General features: G+C 67.4%; 19 protein-coding genes. 15 read left to right on the forward strand and 4 right to left on the reverse strand.

Going from position 1 to position 16,702, the window contains the following annotated elements; genetic code table 11:
- The first annotated feature begins 130 nt into the window (after nt 1-130).
- The 6 genes from ACJJVR_RS10130 to ACJJVR_RS10155 all read left to right on the forward strand — a co-directional run bounded on the left by ACJJVR_RS10130 (nt 131) and on the right by ACJJVR_RS10155 (nt 6,529).
- Complete coding sequence (locus tag ACJJVR_RS10130; protein WP_405404235.1) at nt 131-1,159, forward strand: Hsp33 family molecular chaperone HslO; 1,029 nt, start codon at nt 131-133, stop codon at nt 1,157-1,159.
- A complete protein-coding gene (locus ACJJVR_RS10135; protein ID WP_405404236.1) occupies nt 1,156-1,740 on the forward strand; it encodes an NUDIX hydrolase in 585 nt (194 codons plus the stop codon). Before ACJJVR_RS10130 ends, ACJJVR_RS10135 begins: the two co-directional genes overlap by 4 nt.
- Nucleotides 1,737-2,882 carry a CCA tRNA nucleotidyltransferase gene (locus ACJJVR_RS10140; protein WP_405404238.1) on the forward strand — a complete coding sequence of 382 codons (1,146 nt, stop codon included), beginning with the start codon at nt 1,737-1,739 and terminating at the stop codon, nt 2,880-2,882. The genes ACJJVR_RS10135 and ACJJVR_RS10140 overlap by 4 nt, the downstream gene beginning before the upstream one ends.
- Nucleotides 2,879-4,723 carry an ABC transporter ATP-binding protein gene (locus tag ACJJVR_RS10145; protein WP_405404240.1) on the forward strand — a complete coding sequence of 615 codons (1,845 nt, stop codon included), beginning with the start codon at nt 2,879-2,881 and terminating at the stop codon, nt 4,721-4,723. The genes ACJJVR_RS10140 and ACJJVR_RS10145 overlap by 4 nt, the downstream gene beginning before the upstream one ends.
- Nucleotides 4,720-5,943, forward strand: a complete 1,224-nt coding sequence (locus ACJJVR_RS10150) for a class I SAM-dependent RNA methyltransferase (RefSeq protein ID WP_405404242.1) — start codon at nt 4,720-4,722, stop codon at nt 5,941-5,943. Before ACJJVR_RS10145 ends, ACJJVR_RS10150 begins: the two co-directional genes overlap by 4 nt.
- 64 nt (nt 5,944-6,007) lie before the next feature.
- Entirely contained in the window at nt 6,008-6,529 is a 522-nt protein-coding gene (locus ACJJVR_RS10155) for a murein L,D-transpeptidase family protein (RefSeq protein WP_405404244.1), read from the forward strand.
- Nucleotides 6,530-6,571: 42 nt separating this feature from the next.
- Here ACJJVR_RS10155 and ACJJVR_RS10160 read toward each other — a convergent pair whose 3' ends face one another.
- The 3 genes from ACJJVR_RS10160 to ACJJVR_RS10170 form a co-directional block, all read right to left on the reverse strand.
- Nucleotides 6,572-7,087: a CAP domain-containing protein gene (locus ACJJVR_RS10160; protein WP_405404246.1), complete on the reverse strand. Its 516-nt coding sequence runs from the start codon at nt 7,085-7,087 to the stop codon at nt 6,572-6,574.
- 89 nt (nt 7,088-7,176) lie between these two features.
- The gene (hemH, locus tag ACJJVR_RS10165; protein WP_405404248.1) at nt 7,177-8,217 is read right to left on the reverse strand and encodes a ferrochelatase; all 1,041 of its coding nucleotides are present in this window, start codon (nt 8,215-8,217) and stop codon (nt 7,177-7,179) included.
- Nucleotides 8,214-9,038 (reverse strand): SAM-dependent methyltransferase, encoded by an 825-nt coding sequence (locus tag ACJJVR_RS10170; RefSeq protein WP_405404250.1) that lies wholly within the window; start codon nt 9,036-9,038, stop codon nt 8,214-8,216. Before ACJJVR_RS10170 ends, hemH begins: the two co-directional genes overlap by 4 nt.
- 31 nt (nt 9,039-9,069) lie before the next feature.
- Here ACJJVR_RS10170 and ACJJVR_RS10175 point away from each other — a divergent pair, with 31 nt between their 5' ends.
- The 4 genes from ACJJVR_RS10175 to ACJJVR_RS10190 are packed head-to-tail and all read left to right on the forward strand — an operon-like array spanning nt 9,070 to nt 11,432.
- The gene (locus ACJJVR_RS10175; protein ID WP_405404251.1) at nt 9,070-9,804 is read left to right on the forward strand and encodes a ComF family protein; all 735 of its coding nucleotides are present in this window, start codon (nt 9,070-9,072) and stop codon (nt 9,802-9,804) included.
- 29 nt (nt 9,805-9,833) lie between these two features.
- Entirely contained in the window at nt 9,834-10,091 is a 258-nt protein-coding gene (gene grxC / locus ACJJVR_RS10180) for a glutaredoxin 3 (RefSeq protein ID WP_405404252.1), read from the forward strand.
- Between the two features lie 8 nt (nt 10,092-10,099).
- Entirely contained in the window at nt 10,100-10,969 is an 870-nt protein-coding gene (locus ACJJVR_RS10185) for a carbon-nitrogen hydrolase family protein (protein ID WP_405404454.1), read from the forward strand.
- Nucleotides 10,944-11,432 carry a MarR family winged helix-turn-helix transcriptional regulator gene (locus ACJJVR_RS10190; RefSeq protein WP_405404255.1) on the forward strand — a complete coding sequence of 163 codons (489 nt, stop codon included), beginning with the start codon at nt 10,944-10,946 and terminating at the stop codon, nt 11,430-11,432. The genes ACJJVR_RS10185 and ACJJVR_RS10190 overlap by 26 nt, the downstream gene beginning before the upstream one ends.
- Here the strand turns inward: ACJJVR_RS10190 and ubiG are convergent.
- Entirely contained in the window at nt 11,429-12,169 is a 741-nt protein-coding gene (ubiG, locus tag ACJJVR_RS10195) for a bifunctional 2-polyprenyl-6-hydroxyphenol methylase/3-demethylubiquinol 3-O-methyltransferase UbiG (RefSeq protein ID WP_405404257.1), read from the reverse strand. The genes ACJJVR_RS10190 and ubiG overlap by 4 nt on opposite strands.
- 50 nt (nt 12,170-12,219) lie before the next feature.
- Here ubiG and pip point away from each other — a divergent pair, with 50 nt between their 5' ends.
- From pip to ACJJVR_RS10220, 5 genes are all read left to right on the forward strand, one after another.
- A complete protein-coding gene (pip, locus tag ACJJVR_RS10200) occupies nt 12,220-13,212 on the forward strand; it encodes a prolyl aminopeptidase (RefSeq protein WP_405404259.1) in 993 nt (330 codons plus the stop codon).
- Nucleotides 13,209-13,664: a TspO/MBR family protein gene (locus ACJJVR_RS10205; protein WP_405404261.1), complete on the forward strand. Its 456-nt coding sequence runs from the start codon at nt 13,209-13,211 to the stop codon at nt 13,662-13,664. The genes pip and ACJJVR_RS10205 overlap by 4 nt, the downstream gene beginning before the upstream one ends.
- A gap of 130 nt (nt 13,665-13,794) precedes the next feature.
- The gene (gene rimP, locus ACJJVR_RS10210; protein ID WP_405404263.1) at nt 13,795-14,427 is read left to right on the forward strand and encodes a ribosome maturation factor RimP; all 633 of its coding nucleotides are present in this window, start codon (nt 13,795-13,797) and stop codon (nt 14,425-14,427) included.
- A 3-nt stretch (nt 14,428-14,430) separates the two neighbouring features.
- Entirely contained in the window at nt 14,431-16,056 is a 1,626-nt protein-coding gene (gene nusA, locus ACJJVR_RS10215) for a transcription termination factor NusA (protein WP_405404264.1), read from the forward strand.
- Nucleotides 16,057-16,078: 22 nt separating this feature from the next.
- On the forward strand, nt 16,079-16,702 hold the full coding sequence (locus tag ACJJVR_RS10220; RefSeq protein ID WP_405404265.1) for an RNA-binding protein: 624 nt from the start codon (nt 16,079-16,081) through the stop codon (nt 16,700-16,702).

A 16,702-nucleotide genomic window follows, 5' to 3' on the forward strand; every position in this document is an offset into this window, starting at 1 on the left:
CCCTGATAGCCCGCCCCGCGCGCAACGGAAAGCGGTGTGCCGCTGCCCTCTTGGGATCGGCGGGAAATGCCTTATATTGGGCGCAACCGGGCGCACGATGTCGGCGCCGACGCCACCTCAAGGATCAATCATGAGCAAGATGAACCAGATCGCCTGGGACGACACCGTCCTGCCCTTTCAGCTGGATCGCAGTTCCATCCGGGGGCGCGTCGTGCGGCTGGACGGTGTGCTGGACCATATTCTGTCGCGTCACGACTATCCGCCCGCCGTCAGCGCCATGGTCGCGGAAATCGCCCTGCTGACCGCGCTGATCGGCCCGACCGTCAAACTGCGCTGGAAGCTGAGCCTGCAGGTCCGCGGCAATGGCGCGATCCGCACGCTGGCCGCCGACTATTTCGCCCCCGAAGGCGAGGACAAGCCCGCGCGCATTCGTGCATGGGCCAGCTTTGACGCCGACCGCCTGGACGCCCGCACCCCGTTCGAGCAGATCGGGGAGGGTTATTTCGCCATCCTGATCGACCAGGGCCCCGGCAGCACACCCTATCAGGGCATCACGCCGCTGACGGGCGGATCGTTGTCGGCCTGCGCGCAGACCTATTTCGCGCAGTCCGAACAGCTGCCGACGCGGTTCCAGCTGGCATCGGGCAATTCGCGCCTGTCGGGGCAGGACGCGCAGTGGCGCGCTGGCGGCATGATGCTGCAGACGCTGCCCGGCGACCCGTCGCAGCCCACGGATGGCGGCAGTGGCGAAGGTGGCCTGATCGAGGCGGCTGACATCCTGCAGGGTGCGGAATCCGAGAACTGGAACCGCGCCAACATTCTGCTGGACACGGTCGAGACGCTGGAGCTGATCGGCCCCACTGTCGGCCCGACGGACCTGTTGCTGCGCCTGTTCCATGAGGAAACCCCGCGGGTCTTTGATGCGCACCGGGTGGAGTTCGGCTGTTCGTGCAATGGCGACCGGGTGCGGAACACGTTGTCGATCTATTCGGCCAAGGACATCGCGCACATGACCACCCCTGAAGGGAACGTGACCGCCGATTGCCAGTTCTGCGGCGCGCATTACACCTTTGATCCGCACAGCCTGGGGTTCGAGGCGACGGTGGACGCCGACGGCAACCCCCTGCCCGACAGCGACAGCGACAAGGCGGCCGAGTGACGGACTGGTCCGAATCCCGCCTGCGCGACGCCCTGTGCCGCGCGGCGGAACCCAGTTCCGACTATGACCTGAACCCCGATGCCGCGCCGCCGGACGCGCCCCTGCGCCCGGCGGGTGTGTTGGCGGCGTTTCGCGCAGGTGACGGGCGGCTGGTTCTGACCAAGCGCGCATCGGGTCTGCGCCACCATCCCGGCCAGATCGCCCTGCCGGGCGGCAAGGTCGATCCGGGCGACGCCGACGCCACCGCCACCGCCCTGCGCGAGGCGCGCGAAGAGATCGGCCTGGACCCTGCCCAGGTGCGCGTGCTGGGCCACCTGCCGCCGCACCGCACCGTCACCGGCTTTTCCGTGACCCCTGTCCTGGCGGTGATCGACGGCCCCTTTTCCGCCATCCCCGAGGCCGGAGAGGTCCAGGAGGCATTCGACCTGCCCTTTGCCCATGTCACCGATCCCGCCCGCTATCGGATCGAACAGCGGCGCTGGCGCGGCGGGTGGCGCAGCTATCACGCGGCGCCGTTCGGACCCTATTACCTGTGGGGTGCGACCGCGCGCATCCTGCTGGGTCTGGCGCTGCGCCTATGACCCGGCTGCCGGCGCATGTGTTGAATGATGCGGCCCTGATCCGCGTGCTGGACGCGCTGCAGGCGCGGGGCGACCACGCGTATCTGGTGGGTGGCGCGGTGCGCAACGCGCTGCTGGGCCAGCCTATCGACGACATCGACATCGCCACCGACGCCCTGCCCGACCGCGTGACCCGGCTGGCGCAGGACGCGGGTCTGCGCGCGGTGCCCACGGGTATCGACCACGGCACCGTGACGCTGGTTGCCGACGGGCGCGGGTTCGAGGTGACGACCTTTCGCCGCGACGTGGATACCGACGGGCGCCATGCGGTGGTCGCGTTTTCGACCGACCTGGCACAGGACGCGGCGCGGCGCGATTTTACCATGAACGCGCTGTATGCAGGCCGCGACGGCGTGGTGATCGACCCGATAGGCGGGCTGCCCGATCTGGCCGCCCGCCGCCTGCGCTTTGTCGGCGACCCCGATGCGCGGATCACCGAGGATTACCTCCGCATCCTGCGGTTCTTTCGCTTTCTGGCCCGCTATGGGCAGCATGCCGACCCGGCCGCCGTCGCCGCCTGCGGGGCGCATCGCCTTGGCCTGTCGCGCATTGCCCGCGAACGCATCGGAACTGAGCTGAAAAAGCTGCTGGGTGCGCCCGATCCGGGCCCGGCGGTCGCGCTGATGGACCAGACCGGGGTGCTGGAACAGCTGCTGCCCGGTGCCGATCCCGCGCGTCTGCAGGCGCTGCTGGACGCGGAGCCCGCGCCCGGCGGCTGGCTGCGCCGGCTGGCGGCGCTTGGGCCCGCCCAGCCCGACCTGCGCCTGTCGCGCGCCGATCAGCGGGCGTTGACGGCCCTGCACCGGGCGCGCGGCTGGTCGCTGGACCGTGCGGCATGGCATCTGGGCGCAGATGCCGCGACCGACCACGCGGCGCTGATGGCTGCCGACGGCCACCCCCTGCCCCCCGACTGGCAGGCCCGCATCGCACGTGCGACCGCGGCCCCCTTGCCCATTGCCGCCGCCGACCTGGCCCCGCTGCAGGGGCCGGCCCTGGGTCGGGCGCTGACGGCCGCACAGGATGCGTGGATCGCGTCGGCATTCACGCTGCCCGCCCCTGCCCTGATCGATGCGGCCCACATGGCCGGGAAGGACCAAGAATGAGCCTGCACACCCGCTTTGGCCGGATGGTCGACGCCTTTCGCCCGGCCACGGGCGCTCCGCCCGCCACGCTGATGGCCTTTTTCCGCTGGTGCCTGTCAGGCGCATGGCCAGGACTGGGTTTTGCGGCGGTCACCTCGGCCTTGGGCGGGGTGGCGGATGTCGTCTCGGCGCTACTGCTGGGGATGGTGGTCGACGCGGTCACCACCAGCACGCCGGGCCTGTTCTGGGACCAGAACTGGGGGCTGGTGGCGCTGTTTGCCGGGTTCTTTCTGGTGGTGCGCCCGGCGATCTATGGCCTGTCCACGGCCAGTTCCAACGTGATCATCGGACCCAACATCCTGCCTCTGGTGCTGTCGCGGCTGCACCGCTGGACGATGGGGCATGCGGTCACGTTCTTTGACAACGACTTTGCCGGACGGCTGGCGCAGAAACAGATGCAGACCGCCCGCGCCGTCACCGATGTCGCGTCGGAAATGGTCAACGTCGTGTCATTCGCGCTGGCATCGGTGCTGGGTTCGGCGGCCTTTCTGCTGGCGGTCGATGGCTGGGGCGCGGTCGCGCTGCTGGTCTGGCTGGCGGCCTATTTCGCGCTGATCCGGTTCTTTCTGCCGCGCATCCGCGCGAAATCGGGGGCGCGCGCATCGGCGCGTGCCAATGTCACGGGCCAGGTCGTCGACACGATCACCAACATCAAGACGGTCAAGCTGTTCGCCCACAATGACCATGAAGATCAGGCCGCCCTGGGCGCGATGGCCGGCTTTCGCGAACGCGCGCTGGATTTCGGCGTCGTCTCGACCTGGTTCCGGCTGTCGCTGATGGTCGTGGCGGGGGTTCTGCCGGTGATCCTGGTCGGCGGCGCGATCCTGCTGTGGCGCGACGGTACCGCCTCCGTGGGCGATGTCGCCGCCAGCGGTGCGATCGCCATGCGGCTGTCGCAGATGACCGGATGGGTCAGCATGGCCTTGATGGGCATGTGGGGCAGCATCGGAGAGGTCGAGGACGGCATGAAGACCCTGTCGCCGCCCCATGCCCTGACCGACCGCCCCGGTGCCCGCACCCTGTCCCGCGTGCAGGGCCGGATCGAGTTCGACCATGTCGAGTTCGCCTATGGCCGCGACGCGGGGGGCATCCGCGACCTGACCCTGACCATCGCGGCGGGAGAAAAGATCGGCATCGTGGGCGCATCGGGGGCGGGCAAGACCACGCTGGTGGGCCTGCTGTTGCGGCTCTACGATGTCGAACGGGGCACCATCCGCATCGACGGCCACGACCTGCGCGACGTGACCCAGGAAAGCCTGCGCCGCCAGGTGGGGATGGTCACCCAGGACACCGCGATGTTCAACCGGTCCGCCCGCGACAACATTCTGTACGGCCGCCCCGATGCCACCCAGGACGATATCGTGGCCGCCGCAAAGGCCGCCGAGGCGCATGATTTCATTCTGACTTTGGAGGATTACGCGGGCCGCACGGGGTACGACGCCTATCTGGGCGAACGCGGCGTTAAGTTGTCGGGCGGCCAGCGCCAGCGCATCGCCCTCGCCCGCGCGTTTCTGAAGGACGCCCCGATCCTGGTGCTGGACGAGGCCACCAGTGCGCTGGACAGCGAGGTCGAGGCCCAGGTCCAGGACGCCCTGACCCGCGCGATGCACGGCAAGACCGTGCTGGCCATCGCCCACCGCCTGTCCACCATCGCCGAACTGGACCGGATTCTGGTGATCGAGGACGGGCGCATCGTCGAACAGGGCGGCCATGACGAGTTGCTGGCCCGCGACGGCCGTTACGCGCGTTACTGGAACCGCCAGTCGGGCGGGTTTCTGGGCACCGAAGAGGCCGCCGAATGATGCAATGGACGATCGAGCGGCTTGGCCGCAAAGGTGACGGCGTCGCCCTGTCCGACGGCGCCCGCGCGCTGGCCCCGTTGGTCCTGCCCGGAGAGGTGATTGAGGGAGAGGCCCATGACGGCCGCGTCGCCGCGCCCCGCATCGTCACCCCGTCCCCGGACCGCATCCGCCCCATCTGTGGCCATTACCGCGCCTGCGGCGGCTGTTCGCTGATGCACGCAACCGATGCGTTTACCACCGCGTGGAAGACCAACGTTGTGATGACCGCGTTGTCGGCCCACGCAATCGCGGCCCCGGACCCACAGGTCCACGTCTCTCCGCTTAACAGTCGCCGCCGGGCGGTGTTATCGGGGAGGCGTACGAAAAAAGGTGCGACGGTCGGGTTTCACGCCCGCGCATCGGACGTGATCGTCGATCTGGCGGAATGCCACGTGCTGCGTCCGCAGATCATGGCCGCCCTGCCCCTGCTGCGGCGGATCGTGGCCACCGGGGCGTCGCGCGCGGCGGAACTGTCGCTGGTGGTGATCCACGGGCCCGGCGGACTGGACGTTGCCGTGCGCGGCGGCAAGCCGATGGAGCCCACGCTGTTCCAGGCGCTTGCCGCGCTTGCAGATGAGGGCGATCTGGCACGGCTGGACTGGGACGGCCAGTCGATCACCCGCCGCGCCCCCGCCCTGCCCATGGGGCGCGGCCATGTCGTCCCCCCGCCCGGCGCCTTTCTGCAGGCCACCGAACAGGGAGAGGCGGCGTTGCTGAATGCCGTGCGCACCACACTGGACGGCGCATTGCGCGTGGCCGACCTGTTCGCGGGTTGCGGCACCTTTACGCTGCCCTTGGCGGAACAGGCGAGCGTCCATGCGGTCGAAGGTCTGGCGGCGCCTTTGTCTGCACTTGATTCGGCATGGCGGGCCGCGCCGGGGCTGAACCGGGTCACAACCGAGGTCCGCGATCTGGCCCGGCGCCCGTTGATGCCGGACGAACTGGTTCGATTTGACGCGATCGTGATCGACCCGCCACGGACCGGGGCCGACGCTCAGATGCGTCAGATCGCCGCGGCGCGGGTGCCTGTGCTGGCCGCCGTATCCTGCGACCCGGTCAGTTTTGCCAAGGATGCGCGGAATTTGGCCGATGCCGGATATACCATCGACCGTCTTTGGGTCGTGGACCAGTTCCGCTTCTCGCCCCATGTGGAACTGGTGGCGGCGTTAACGCTCCGCTAGGCAGAGCCGGTGTATCCGTGGTATTCCGGGCGCACAAAAAATCAAAAACGCTTCAGAGGCAGTGATGATCAGAACCACCCGTCGGACATTCACGATTTCGATGCTGGCGTTGCTGGCTGCCTGTGGCAAGCAGCAGCAACCGACCAAGTTCGAACGCTATTCCGGACCGCCGATCACCCAGGTCCAGATCAACAAGGGACAGCGGCGCATGCATCTGTTCAGCGGCAGCACGCCGGTGCGGTCCTATGACATCAGCCTGGGCAACCAACCGTTGGGGCACAAACAGTTCTCCGGCGACGGCAAGACGCCCGAAGGCGTCTATTACATCGACCGGTTCAACCCGCGCAGCGCGTTCCACCTGTCGGTCGGCATTTCGTATCCCGACCCCACGGACCGGGCGTTCGCCGAACAGTACGGCATGGATCCGGGGGGCGACATCTTCATCCACGGGCGCGGCCCACAGGGCAACAACCTGTTCCCGCTGCAGCGCGACTGGACGGCGGGCTGCATTGCCGTGACCGATGAGGAAATTCAGGAAATCTATGCGATGCTGATGCCCGGCACGCCCGTCGTCATCTATCCCTGACGTCCGACACCGATGCGGCCCCGCAATGGGGCCGCCTGACACCTATCGTCCGGTCAGCAGTGTCCACCAGACTTTTCCCGAAGGCTCGGTGAACCAGGCAAAGCCCAGCTGCGTCGCGGTCGGGTCCATGATCACATCGCGCGTGTCACGCGTGGACATCCACGCAGCCAGCGTCTCGATCTCGTTTTCATAGGTCTCCGAGATGTTCTCGCCGACGATTTCGCCGCTGAAGCCCTGGCGCTGCGCCCGGTCCGAAGGCGACGATCCGTCGGACCCCCAATGCCAGGCGCGGTTCTGGGCCGCCATGTCCCGCGAATGAACCAGTGCCGCCGCCTCCAGCGCGGGGCTGGGCTGCAGGGGGGTCTGACCGATATTGCCGCGCAGCGTGTTGATCTGCTGCGCGACGCGCCCCGCGATCGCGGCATTGTCGTCGACCGGCGGGGCCACCGCCACGGCCGGGTCCATCGGCATGGCCATGGGCGCGGGGGCCAGGTTGCGCGGCCCGCAAGCCCCCAGAACCACCATGCCCAGAATCGCAAGCGCGTTGATCTTTTTCATGTTGCGGCCACTCTCCTCGCGCGTATGGCCCAGTCCTATCCAATGCCTCGCACCGGATCAAACCCAACTTGGCGTGATCGCGCCGACGGTCAGCGCGGCTGGACCCACCCGCCGATGTTTTCGCGGACCACCTCCAGCATGACACGGATATGGGCCGGATCGTCGTTCAGGCAGGGAATGTACTGGAATTCGTGGCCGCCAGCCTCCTCAAAGGCCTCCTTGATCTCGCCGTTGATCTCTTCCAGCGTCTCGATGCAGTCCGACGAGAACGCCGGAGAGATCACCGCAATGTCGGTGTGCCCCTGCTTTGCCAGTTCGGCGACATGTTCGACCGTATAGGGCTTCAGCCACTCTTCGCGGCCAAAGACCGACTGGAACGTGGTGTCGATGATGCCCTCGGGCCAGCCCAGTTCCTCGCGCAGCAGGCGCGACGTCTTCTGGCACTGACAGTGATAGGGGTCGCCCTGCATCAGATAGCGTTTCGGCATGCCGTGATAGCTGGCGACCAGCTTGCCCGGCACCTTGTCGCCCAACGCGCGGCGCACGCTGTCGGCCAGCGCCTTGATATAGTCCGGGCGGTTGACATAGGGCTCGACCGTGCGCACGGCGGGCTGCCATGTCTCCTTCATCAGCACGCGGAACAGCTGGTCATTGGCCGTGGCCGAGGTCGGCCCCGCATATTGCGGATAGAGCGGCAGGAACACGATCCGCCGACAGCCCGCATCGACCATCCGCCGCACCACGTCGCCGGTCGACGGGTTGCCATAGCGCATGCAGAAATCGACCATCACCTGATCGCCCCATTCGTCCTGCGCCAGTTGCGCCAGCGCCTTGGTCTGGGCCTTGGTGATCGTCAGCAGCGGGCTTTCGTTCGCCTCGTGGTTCCAGATCAGCTTGTAGTTCTTGCCGGAACTGAATGGGCGCTTGGTCAGGATCACCCCCTGCAACAGCGGCTGCCAGATCAGGCGGTTCACATCGACGACGCGGCGGTCAGACAGGAATTCGTTCAGATAGCGGCGCATCGACCAGTAGTCATAGCCGTCCGGCGTGCCCAGGTTGGCGATCAGGATGCCGGTCTTGGCGGGCTTGATCGCGGGATGGTCGGCAGGCGCGTGGGTGGGTCTCATCATGACTTCCTGAGTTTTGTCAGCGCATCGGCCAGCGATGTGGTGGCGGATCCGGGGCGCAGGGGCTTTGGCTGGCTGTCCGAGGGCGCCCAGCCCGTCAGAAAGACCAGATCGAAGGTGACGGCGACACGGGACGGATCGTCGCGGTCGGGGCTGTGCTGGGACAGCAGTTCGGCGGCGCGCGTCATCACGGTGCGGGGCGTCGGACGGCGCAGGCGCGCGGCCATCGCATTACCCTCGCCCATGGCACGCAGGTCGCGGCCCAGATGGAACAGGTCGCGATAGCTGGCGCGCTGCGGCAGCAGGTCGGCCACCGGCAGGGCCAGGCCGGCGCGGCCCAGCAGCCCGCCCAGATCGCGGATCTCTCCCATAGGCAGGATGCGGGGCGACAGGCCGCCGGTGATCTCGGTCTCGGCCTGTGCCAGGGCGGCGCGGGGCTCGGACAGGGTCTGGCCGCCGAACATCACACCGATGAACAGCCCGTCCTCGCGCAGGGCGCGGCGGCATTGCACCATCTGCCCCACCGGATCGTCCGCCCAGTGCAGCGACAGCCCGTGGATCACCAGATCATGCGCCCCCGGCTCCAGGTCCAGCACCGCGTCGTCCGCCACCACCCGCGCATCGGGAAAGCGTGGCCCCCAGATCGCCGGAAATCCGGTCACCAGGGCGGGGGCCGTAAAGGTTCTGTTAACCTCGGCCAGCCTATCATGGATCTCGTCGGCGGCGATCTGGTGGAACAGGTCGACCATGCCGTGTCGCGCGGCGCGGTGGCGCTGGCGGGTCAGGGCGGTGCGGTCGGTCAGGGCGGGTCTGGGATCACTCATGGGACGGGAACATAAGGTGCTTTCGGGGGCGATGAAAGCCGCGCTGCGGCTGTTCTATCCGCCCCAATGCTTATCCTGCGGGGCAGGCGTGGCCGATGGGGGCGCGGGGGCCGTGCATCTGTGCGCCGATTGCTGGCCCGAGGCCGCCTTCATCACCGGCGCCTGCTGCGATTGCTGCGGGGCGCCGCTGCCCGATGACGGGTCGGGCGCAAACGACGTGCTGGTCTGCGACGAATGCCTGGGCGCGGTGCGGCCCTGGACGCGGGGACGCGCGGCGATGGTCTATGGCGGCACGGCACGCAGGCTGATCCTGGCGCTGAAACATGGCGATCGGCTGGACCTTGCGCCGCCAATGGCCGCCTGGCTGGCGCGGGCGGCGGCGCCGCTGGCGATGCCCGGCATGATCGTGGCCCCGGTGCCCCTGCACCTGCGCCGGCTGGCAAAGCGCAAGTACAACCAGTCCGCGCAGGTGTCGGGCCGCGTGGCGCGCGCCCTGGGGCTTGATCATCAGGCCGACCTGCTGGTGCGGGTGCGCCACACGCCCGCGCAGGATCATCGTGGCATGGTCGACCGCTTTGCCAACCAGCAGGACGCGCTGGCCGTGCATCCGCGTCGCGCGGCGGGGCTGGCGGGGCGGCCGGTGATGCTGGTCGATGACGTGATGGCGTCGGGGGCCACGATCCATGCGGCGGCGCTGGCGCTGCTGGCAGCGGGATCGGGGCCGGTTTCGGTGGCGGTGCTGGCACGCGCGGTCAAGGATCACTAGATAGGGGGCAGCCACCAAAAAGGACCACCATGAGCATCGAGATCTATACCACCCGCACCTGCCCCTTCTGCATCCGCGCCAAGCAGCTTCTGGACCAGAAGGGCGCGTCCTATCAGGAAATCGACGTCGGTGCCGACCCGGCGCTGCGCGACAAGATGACGAAACGCGCGGGCAAGCGCAGCGTGCCGCAGATCTTTGTGGGCACCACGCATGTCGGCGGCTGCGACGACCTGTATGCGCTGGAGCGTTCGGGCAAGCTGGACCCGCTGTTGAAGGGCGCCGCCTGATGGGCGCGCTGACCGTCGGGCTGATCCAGCTGACGGTCGGCGACGACCCGGCCGCAAATCTTGGCCCCACGATCGCCCTGATCCGCCAGGCGGCGGGCCGGGGCGCGCGGCTGGTCCTGACCCCCGAGGCGACGAACCTGCTGTCGCCCGACCGCGCGGGCCAAAAGGCCCTGCTGCGCCCCGAAGATCAGGACGCGACCCTTGCCGCCCTGCGGGCCGAGGCCAAAGCGTTGGACATCTGGCTGCTGGTCGGATCACTGGCGCTGGCCAGCGGCGACGCGGACGGGCGGTTCGCGAACCGCAGCCTGCTGATCGCGCCCGACGGGACGGTCGCGGCCCGGTACGACAAGCTGCACATGTTCGACGTGACCATCAGCGATACCGAATCCTATCGTGAAAGCGCCGCCTATCGTCCCGGCGACCGGGCCGTTATCGCCCCTGCGGCCGGCGCGATGCTGGGCATGACGGTCTGTTACGACCTGCGTTTTCCGCACCTGTACCGGACGCTGGCGCAGGCGGGGGCGCGCATCCTGACGGTGCCATCGGCCTTCAACCCCGTGACGGGGGCCGCCCATTGGGAACCCCTGCTGCGCGCCCGCGCGATAGAGACCGGGTGTTTCGTGCTGGCACCCGCGCAATGCGGCACCCATCCTGCACCCCACAGTCCGGATCAACCGCCACGACGCAGCCACGGTCATTCGCTAGTCGTCGACCCCTGGGGCCGGGTACTGGCCGATGGCGGGGATGATCCGGGCATTACCATTGTATCTCTTGACCTTTCGGCGGTGGATGAGGCACGGTCCCGCATTCCCTCGCTGTATCACGACAGGCCCTTTGCGGCCCCGGAAGGCCATGACGACATCTGTGCCCAGCCCTGACAAGACCACCGAAGCCCGGTCAACCGACCGGTTGGCCGCCAGCCTGTTCGCCGAGGTGCTGATCGCCGACCAGCTGTCGCGCAACCTGATCGGCAAGGCGCTGCCCAAGGGCATGCAGATCTCTCACTTTTCGGTGCTGAACCTGCTGGCCCATGTGAACGAGGAACGCACCCCTGCACAGCTGGCGGCGGCGTTCCACATCACGCGCGGTGCGATGACCAACACGCTGGCGCGGCTGGAATGGGCGGGCCACATTCACATTCGCCCCGATTGGGACGATGCGCGGCGCAAGTTCGTGTCGATCAGCACCGCGGGCCGGGCCGCACGCGATCAGGCGATTGCCGGGTTCATGCCGCTGATTGCGGGGGTGGTGCGCGACATCGGCGCCGAACGGGTGCGCGGCGCCCTGCCCGTCCTGCGCGAACTGCGCCTGCGGCTGGAGGCCGACCCGCCGAAGCCTTAGGTCCGTCGGGCCGTCATGATATAATTCACCGCCAGATCACGGTCCGACATCGACCAGCCAAAGGTGATCGGGTTGAACACCATTCCCTTGCGGTCCGCGACCATCAGCCCCGCCGCCTGCGCCTGTGCGGCCAGTTCGTCCGGCGTGATAAAGCGCGCCCAGTCATGCGTGCCGCGCGGCAGCCAGCGCATGATCCATTCCGCCCCGATGATCGCCGCGCCGAAACTGCGCGCAGTCCGGTTCAGCGTCGACAGGATCAGCAGCCCACCGGGACGCAACAGATCATGGCAGGTCGCGACGAATGCCGCCGGGTCGGCGACATGCTCCACGATCTCCAGCGCCAGCACCGCGTCGAACCGTTCACCGTCGGCCACCAGCGCCTCGGCCGTGGCCGCGCGGTAATCGATCTCCAGCCCCTGTTGATCGGCATGGGCCTGTGCCACGGCGATGTTCACCTGGGTCGCATCCGCGCCGACCACATCGGCGCCCAACCGCGCCATCGGTTCGCTGGCCAGCCCGCCGCCGCAGCCGATGTCCAGCACCCGCAGCCCCTGGAACGGTCGCAGGCTGCGCCGGTCGCGTCCGTATTCGGTCGCGATCTGGTCCGCAATATAGTCCAGCCGCAGCGGGTTCATCAGGTGCAGGGGGCGGAACTTGCCGTTGGGGTCCCACCATTCGGCGGCCATCGCCTCGAACTTAGCGATCTCGGCTTGGTCGATGCTGCTGGGGGTGGTCATCGGGGGCGGTCCTTCTGGCGGGCGGCGTCGTCTGTGCTTATAGTGGCAGGATGGACCGATTGGCAGGACAAATCATTGCGTCACATGGCCGCCTTCACCCGGCGGTCGAACCCTTTGCCCGCCACGAGATCGACGTGGGCGATGGCCACATCCTGTACGCCGAGGAATGCGGGAACCCGCAGGGACGGCCTGTCGTGGTGCTGCACGGCGGCCCGGGCGGGGGGTGCAGCCCGTACATGCGGCGCTTTTTCGACCCCGATCATTACCGCGTCGTGCTGTTCGACCAACGCGGCTGCGGGCGGTCGCGGCCCACAGCGGCGGTGCAGGCGAACACCACCGCGCATCTGATCGACGACATCGCCCTGATCCGCGATCGCCTGAACATCGACCGCTGGCTGCTGTTCGGGGGCAGCTGGGGGGCGACGCTGGCCCTGGCCTATGCGCAGGCGCATCCGGACCATGTCACCGGGCTGGTGCTGCGCGGGGTGTTTCTGGGGATGCGGTCCGAACTGGACTGGTTCTATGGCGGCGGCGCGGCGCGGTTCTTTCCCGACCTGTGGGAGCGGTTTCAGGAACCCATCCCGGAATCGGAACGCCACGACATGATCGCGGCCTATCACAGGCGGCTGTTCGACGACGACCTGGGTCGCCAGGCACGATTCGCGCAGCCCTGGCTGATGTGGGAAAACGCGCTGGCCGGGCTGCAGTCGCAGGCCGCGGGCCATGCCCCCGCCGATTACGCCCGCGCATTCGCCCGGCTGGAGAATCATTATTTCAGCAACGGCTGTTTCCTGGACGAGGGACAGTTGTTGCGCGACCGCGCGCGGATCGAACACCTGCCCGCGATCATCGTTCAGGGCCGCTATGACATGGTCTGCCCGCCCGCCAGCGCGCATCGGCTGGCCCAGGGGTGGGACCGGGCCGAATTGCGGCTGGTCCCGGCATCGGGCCACGCCCTGTCCGAACCCCGCATCACCGCCGAGCTGGCCGCCGTCATGGACGGCATCCGCGACGAGGACCGCAGCCGCAAGGGTACCCGATGATCCTGTTTCCGATCTTTCTGCTAGCCAGCGTCGCCGCCGCCGCGACAGGCGTGATCTTCAAGCCCGGCGCATGGTACGACGGGCTGGCCAAGCCGGGATTCACCCCGCCGAAATGGGCCTTTCCCGTCGCTTGGACGATCATCTATCTGCTGTCAGCCGTTGCCGCGACGCGGGTAGCCGGCCTACCGGGCGCGGGGCCAGCGTTGGCGCTGTGGGCGGCGCAGATCGCCCTGAATACCCTGTGGACGCCGGTCTTTTTCGGGGCGCGGCGGGTGGCGTTGGGCATGGCGGTCATCGCCACGCTGCTGGTCACGGTCGCGGCCATGACGGTGACGTTCTGGTCGCTGGACGGGTGGGCGGGCGCGATGCTGCTGCCCTATCTGGCGTGGCTGGGGGTTGCTGCGGGGCTGAACTGGCGCATCTGGCGCGACAACCCGCGGTCCGTTGCCTAAGATCGCTTGCGTTTGCGTCCGCACCCGGCTATAGGAACCATTAACAGCGGTGCAGGCGTCCAAACCCTGCCCACCGGAACTTCCGCATGGGGCCCGCTGACGGCCCCTTTTTCCTGTCCAAGAGGATCTGATGTCCGACGATCTGCCCGCCACGAACGACCTGATCGCCAAGACCGCGATCGACCGCCGCTTGGCCGAGATCATCACCCCGGTGATCGAGGATCTGGGATATGAGCTGGTGCGCGTCCGCCTGCAGGGCGGCAAGACCGCCACGCTGCAGATCATGGCCGACCGCCCCGAGGGCGGCATCAACGTCGACGACTGCGGACAGATCTCGACCGCGGTCAGCGCCACGCTGGATGTCGAGGACCCGATCGAGGACAACTATCACCTCGAGGTGTCCAGCCCCGGCATCGACCGCCCCCTGACCCGCCTAAAGGATTTCGTATCCTTTGAGGGTTACGAGGCGCGGCTGGACCTGAACCAGGCCATTGATGGCCGCAAGAAATTCAAGGGCGTTCTGGCCGGTGTCGAGGGCACCGAGGTGCTGATCAACATCGAGGACCAGGGCCAGACCCACACGATCGGGCTGGATTTCGACCTGTTGTCGGATGCCAAGCTGGTCCTGACGGACGAGCTGATCAAGGAAATGCTGCGTCAGAAAAAGGAAGCCGGGGTCGAGATCGACAATCTGGACGAAACCGCCTTTGACGAGATCGAAACCGACATCGACGGCCAAGACGCCGCCCAAACCAAGGAGTGAGTGATGGCCATCACCTCTGCCAACCAGCTTGAACTGCTGCAGACTGCCGAAGCCGTCGCCCGCGAAAAGATGATCGAGCCCGAGCTGGTCATCGAAGCGATGGAAGACAGCCTGGCCCGCGCCGCCAAGTCGCGTTACGGCGCCGAGATGGACATCCGCGTCAAGATCGACCGCAAGACCGGCAATGCCAGCTTTACCCGTGTGCGCACGGTCGTGGCCGACGACGCCGTCGAGAACTATCAGGCCGAAGTCACGGTCGAACAGGCCAAGCCCTATCTGGACAACCCCCAGATCGGCGACGAGATCATCGACCAGGTTCCGCCCGTCGAACTGGGCCGCATCGCCGCGCAATCGGCAAAGCAGGTGATCCTGCAGCGTGTCCGCGAGGCCGAGCGCGACCGCCAGTACGAGGAATTCAAGGACCGCGCGGGCACCATCATCAACGGTGTCGTCAAGCGCGAGGAATACGGCAACATCATCGTCGATGTCGGCCGCGGAGAGGCGATCCTGCGCCGCAACGAAAAGATCGGTCGCGAAAGCTATCGCCCGAACGACCGGATCCGCGCCTTTATCAAGGACGTGCGCCGCGAGGCCCGCGGGCCGCAAATCTTCCTGTCGCGTACTGACCCGCAGTTCATGGCCGAACTGTTCAAGATGGAAGTGCCCGAGATCTATGACGGCATCATTCAGATCAAGGCCGTGGCCCGCGACCCCGGTTCGCGCGCCAAGATCGCCGTGATCAGCCATGACAGCAGCATCGACCCGGTCGGTGCCTGTGTCGGTATGCGCGGCAGCCGCGTGCAGGCCGTCGTCGGCGAGCTGCAGGGCGAAAAGATCGACATCATCCCTTGGAACGAGGATCAGGCGACCTTCCTGGTCAACGCGTTGCAGCCTGCCGAGGTCAGCAAGGTCGTGTTCGACGAGGAAGCGGGCAAGATCGAGGTCGTCGTTCCCGACGAGCAACTGTCGCTGGCCATTGGCCGTCGCGGCCAGAACGTGCGTCTGGCCAGCCAGCTGACCGGCCTGGACATCGACATCCTGACGGATGAAGAGGAATCCAAGCGTCGTCAGGCCGAGTTCAACACCCGCACCGCGCTGTTCATGGAACAGCTGGACCTGGACGAGTTCTTTGCCCAGCTGCTGGTGGCCGAAGGGTTCACCAACCTGGAAGAGGTCGCCTATGTCGACACGGACGAGCTGCTGACGATCGACGGGGTCGACGCCGACACCGCATCCGAGCTGCAGGCGCGTGCCCGCGACGTGCTGGAAGCCAAGAACAAGGCCGCCCTGGACGCCGCACGTGCTCTGGGCGCCGAGGACAGCCTCATTGAATTCGAGGGCCTTACTCCCCAGATGGTGGAGGCGCTGGCCAAGGACGACGTCAAGACGCTGGAAGATTTCGCGACCTGCGCGGACTGGGAACTGGCCGGTGGCTGGACCACCGTCAACGGCGCCCGCGTCAAGGACGAAGGTCTGCTGGAGCCCTATGGCGTGACGTTGGAAGATGCGCAGACGATGGTCATGACCGCGCGCGTGATGCTGGGCTGGGTCGATCCGACCGAGCTGGGTGGCACGGATGCGGAAGACGACCTGCAGGACGATGACGACAACGAGGAGGCCGGGGCCTGATCGCCCCGGATCGGAACACAGATTGAGCCGTGGTGGACGTGACAAGGACCGGGACGACGACCCGGAACGCCGGTGCATCGCCACCGGCGAGGTGCAACCCAAAAGGGGGCTGATCCGTTTCGTGATCGGCCCTGACGGGCAGGTCGTGCCGGATCTGGCGGAAAAGCTGCCCGGTCGTGGCATCTGGGTCGCTGCTGACAAGGCGGCACTGAACAAGGCGGTGACCAAGGGGCTGTTTTCCCGCGCCGCCAAGGCCCCCGTTCAGGCAGCCCCCGACCTGGCCGACCTGGTCGAGGCGGGCGTGGCCCGCAGGCTGGTCGATCTGGTATCGCTGACCCGCAAATCGGGTCGTGCGGTGGCGGGGTTCGAAAAGGTCAAGGGCTGGCTGGCCGAAGGGCGCGCAAAGGTGCTGCTGCAGGCCAGCGACGGATCGGAACGCGGCAAGGGCAAACTGTGGACGCCGACCGGCGGACGCTGGTTCGGTTGCCTGACCGCATCAGAATTGGGTTTGTCCTTTGGGCGCAGTCATGTCATACACGGCGCGCTTGCGAAGGGTGGCCTGACGGACAAGGTGATCTTGGAAGCCGGCAGACTAACGGGTCTGCGCGGGCATGACGACGGCAATACGGCTGTCGGGAAGGAATGA

Origin of the sequence: Paracoccus sp. Ld10, from assembly GCF_045064235.1 — a bacterium.
GTDB lineage: Bacteria > Pseudomonadota > Alphaproteobacteria > Rhodobacterales > Rhodobacteraceae > Paracoccus.